4 protein-coding genes are annotated in these 3743 nt (G+C 22.4%); 3 read left to right on the plus strand and 1 reads right to left on the minus strand.

Going from position 1 to position 3743, the window contains the following annotated elements; translation table 11 throughout:
* Positions 1-158 precede the first annotated feature (158 nt).
* The 3 genes from RBR25_RS17465 to RBR25_RS17475 are packed head-to-tail and all read left to right on the plus strand — an operon-like array spanning position 159 to position 3277.
* Positions 159-1097: a DNA polymerase domain-containing protein gene (locus RBR25_RS17465; RefSeq protein ID WP_432820823.1), complete on the plus strand. Its 939-nt coding sequence runs from the start codon at positions 159-161 to the stop codon at positions 1095-1097.
* A 52-nt stretch (positions 1098-1149) separates the two neighbouring features.
* Entirely contained in the window at positions 1150-2301 is a 1152-nt protein-coding gene (locus tag RBR25_RS17470; RefSeq protein ID WP_432820824.1) for a hypothetical protein, read from the plus strand.
* Positions 2294-3277, plus strand: a complete 984-nt coding sequence (locus RBR25_RS17475) for a hypothetical protein (protein WP_432820825.1) — start codon at positions 2294-2296, stop codon at positions 3275-3277. Before RBR25_RS17470 ends, RBR25_RS17475 begins: the two co-directional genes overlap by 8 nt.
* A gap of 49 nt (positions 3278-3326) precedes the next feature.
* Here the strand turns inward: RBR25_RS17475 and RBR25_RS17480 are convergent.
* A partial coding sequence (locus RBR25_RS17480) for a hypothetical protein (RefSeq protein ID WP_432820826.1) occupies positions 3327-3743 on the minus strand: 417 nt, incomplete at its 5' end.

Genomic DNA, 3743 nt, shown 5'->3' on the forward strand with positions numbered 1-3743 from the left:
CCCAATACTAACTATATTAAAAATAATTGTAAAATTAATTATATTAAAAATAAAAAATTAAAAAATATACTAGAAATAAATGATTCAGGTTATATTGTATATAAATATGTAAACAAAAATTATAATTAATAATATATTTAAAAAAAACATATTCATTCATGGATGACAGAGAGAAGAGACAAAGAATAAACGAATTAAAAAAATTAATAGAACAAAAAAAAGGCGAAAAGGATTATTATAAAGCAATGCAATTAGCGTTAAAGCTCGTCATAAATGGAACCTACGGGGCATTCGCCAATAAATATTTCGTATGTTCTAATGCAGATATAGCAAACTCTATTACTGCTCATGGTAGAGATGTTAATCAATTTATGATGGAGAATATAGAAGAATATTTTTATAATAAGTGGCATAATGATAAAGATATACATAATATATTAGGAGTTGAATATATAGGTATTTTAAATGGTAAATATTCATCATTTTCTATGGACTTTAGACAATTAGATTATGGGTATGATAGTTTAGATAATTTATTAAAACATAAAACAATATCATTAGATGAATTAGATAAATATGAATTTGAACATGATGACATTAAAATATTATATCAATATAATGTATGGAATTTTGATGATGTTAAACCACTAGATTCAAATCCGATATGGGGAGAATTAGAAGATAGAAAAAAATATGAAGGTGATAATCAGATAATTGTATATGGAGATACAGATAGTTGTGATAAAGATACAATAATATCAACTGATAGTGGTGATTTTACAATAGAAAATTTATATAATAAAAATATTAATAGTGGTTCAGCGGGAATAACACTTAAAGGTCATGAATCCGTTAATTGTAAAGAAAAAATTTTAAATTGGGATGAAAATAAAAAAATATATTACGCGTCAGTTAAAAGAATAATTAGACATAAAGTATCTAAACCTAAATGGAAATTAAAAACAAAAACAGGAAAGGAAGTAATTGTAACAAATGATCATTCTATGATTGTTTTTAGAGATGGTATAAAAATGGAAGTAAAACCATCAAATATATTAAAAACTGATAAAATTTTAATAATTAAAAAAAACAAATAGTATATATTATATATACAAATATAAGTATCACCATAAAATAATTTATATTAAAATGACAATTAATGAAATTAAAGAATTTAACAAAAATCCATCAAAAAATTTGTATAAATTTTATTTAGATAAATATTTTGAATATAATAAATGTATAGATTGTGGTGATGTTATATATTTTAGTAATTCTTCTTTTCGAAATAGTAAAAATGGAACAATATTGATAAATAAATCTTACTTGAGTAAAAAAATATTATATGATAAAACATATTTTTTATCAATATGTGAGGATTGTTTAAAATTAAAATATCCAGAATATGAAAATATGAATAAAAGTAGAATATTTAACAGGATTTGTGATATAACATGTTATGCATTTAATATACCAATAGAAATATCTGAAAAATGGAAAAGTGATAATTATGCAATGACATTAGATAATTTTATTAAAAAACACGGTGAAATATTAGGTAAACAAAAATGGGATTCATATTGTAACAAACAATCGGAAACAAATAAATTTGAATATAAAAATAAAAAATATAGTTGGACCGAAAAACAATTTAATGATTATAATAAAAGTAGATCAGTAACATTATATAATTTAATAAATAAATATGGTGAATCAGATGGTATTAAAATATGGGATGAATATATTAATAAACAAAAATTAACAAAATCAAAAGAATATGTTATTGATAAATATGGTAAATCATATTGGGAAGAATTATGTTCAAGAAAATCAAATTCATTAAAAAATATGATTAACAGAAATGGTAAAAAAGAGGGAACCATTTTATATAAAAACATATTTAATAACATAACTGTATATCCGCCATCAAAATCGTCACAGTTATTTTTTGAAAAAATAGATTTAATATTAAGTAAAGAATATGAAACATATTTTTATAATAAAAATGAAGAGTATTGTATATTTGATGATGAATTAGGATTTATATTTATAGATTATTATATAAAAGATATAAATCTTTCAATAGAATTTAATGGTGATATATGGCATGCTAATCCTTCAAAATATGAAGAAAATGATATTATACCAATATTAAATATAAAAGCAAAAGATATATGGGATAAAGATCAAAAAAGATACGATATTTTAAAAAATAAACATAATATTAATACCATAGTTATATGGGAAAGTAATAAACCAGATATTAATAATATAATAAAAACAATTAAAAATAATGAATAATATAGAATATATTCTAGATGATATTGAATCATGCGAATTAATAGGTGAATTTGAAAATGAATATGTGTATGACATTGAAGTGGACGATTATACACATACATTTATAGCTAATGATATACTAGTACATAATAGTTTATATGTTACATTTAAGCCAATTATGAAATCAATTGGATTTGATTATGATAAAGATGATAGGTTAACAAAAAATTTAATATTACATATTGATCAAATTCATATTAAACCACTTTTTAATGAATTTTTAGATAATTATGCTAATCAATTTTATGTTAAAAATTTACATGATTTTGAGTTGGAGACAATTAGTAAATCTGCATTATTCTTAAAGAAAAAACATTATTTAAATAATATAGTTTATGAAGATGGTGTTCATTATGATTCATTATCATACTTTTATCCAAAAGGTATAGAAATAATTCGTTCATCAACACCACCATTTGTTAGAAAGAATATTTATAGAATAATAAATTATTTATTTTCTAATCCAAATAATGTTAATATTCAAAATGTACTTAAACTAGTTAAACAAATAAGAAAGGAATTTGAATTAGCAGACATAGAGGATATTAGTATGACAACTAGTTGTACAAATTATGATGATAAAGTTTTAGATGATACAAATGGAGTAGTTACAGTAAAAGGTGCCCATTTTGGTGTTAAAGCTGCCTGTTTTCATAATTTTCTATTAAATAAAAATAGCGAATATAAAACAAAATATGACATGGTTAAATCAGGTAGAATAAAATATTACTATTGTAAACATTCTGCAAATAACGTTTTTGGATATTTAAGAAGTTTTCATCCCACAGAAATTGTAGAAAAAGAGAAAGTTATGATCGATATAGATGAACAATTTGATAAGTCATTTTTAACAATTGTTAATAAATTTATTGAACCACTTGGATTACCAACTATTAATAAAAGATTAAGCGTACTTACCAGTTTATTTAATTTTTAAAAATAAAAAAAGGAGAACATTTGTTCTCCTTTTTTTATAAAAATTGAATTTAAAACGACTTGACTAATCTTACTCTACTTGTTGTAGATTGTGTGTTAGTATAATTTATACTGTAATATGGTGGTGTTGTTGTTTTCCTAATGCTTGATAAATACTCACTAGTCCACATTGGTTCGGGTGATAAGTTAACATAAGTTCCATTATTTAATTGTCCACTAATATCTAATGTTATTAATTCAATCATTTCATCTTCTGATCCTAATCTCCAATAATTAATATCATCTTCGTCATATGGCCATGTATCGTGTGCTTCCCGCCAAGTAAAGGTATCATATTCTGTTGTATTTTTAACAATTGAACCTGTTTGTCCATCACCATCAACATAACCATTAACAATAAATATTGTACCATCTAGATGTAAATCACCAACTTTAAAACCTGTTGTAAATGTCATATTATCACCGTA

This window comes from Trichloromonas sp., from assembly GCF_034006665.1.
Lineage (GTDB): Bacteria > Desulfobacterota > Desulfuromonadia > Desulfuromonadales > Trichloromonadaceae > Trichloromonas.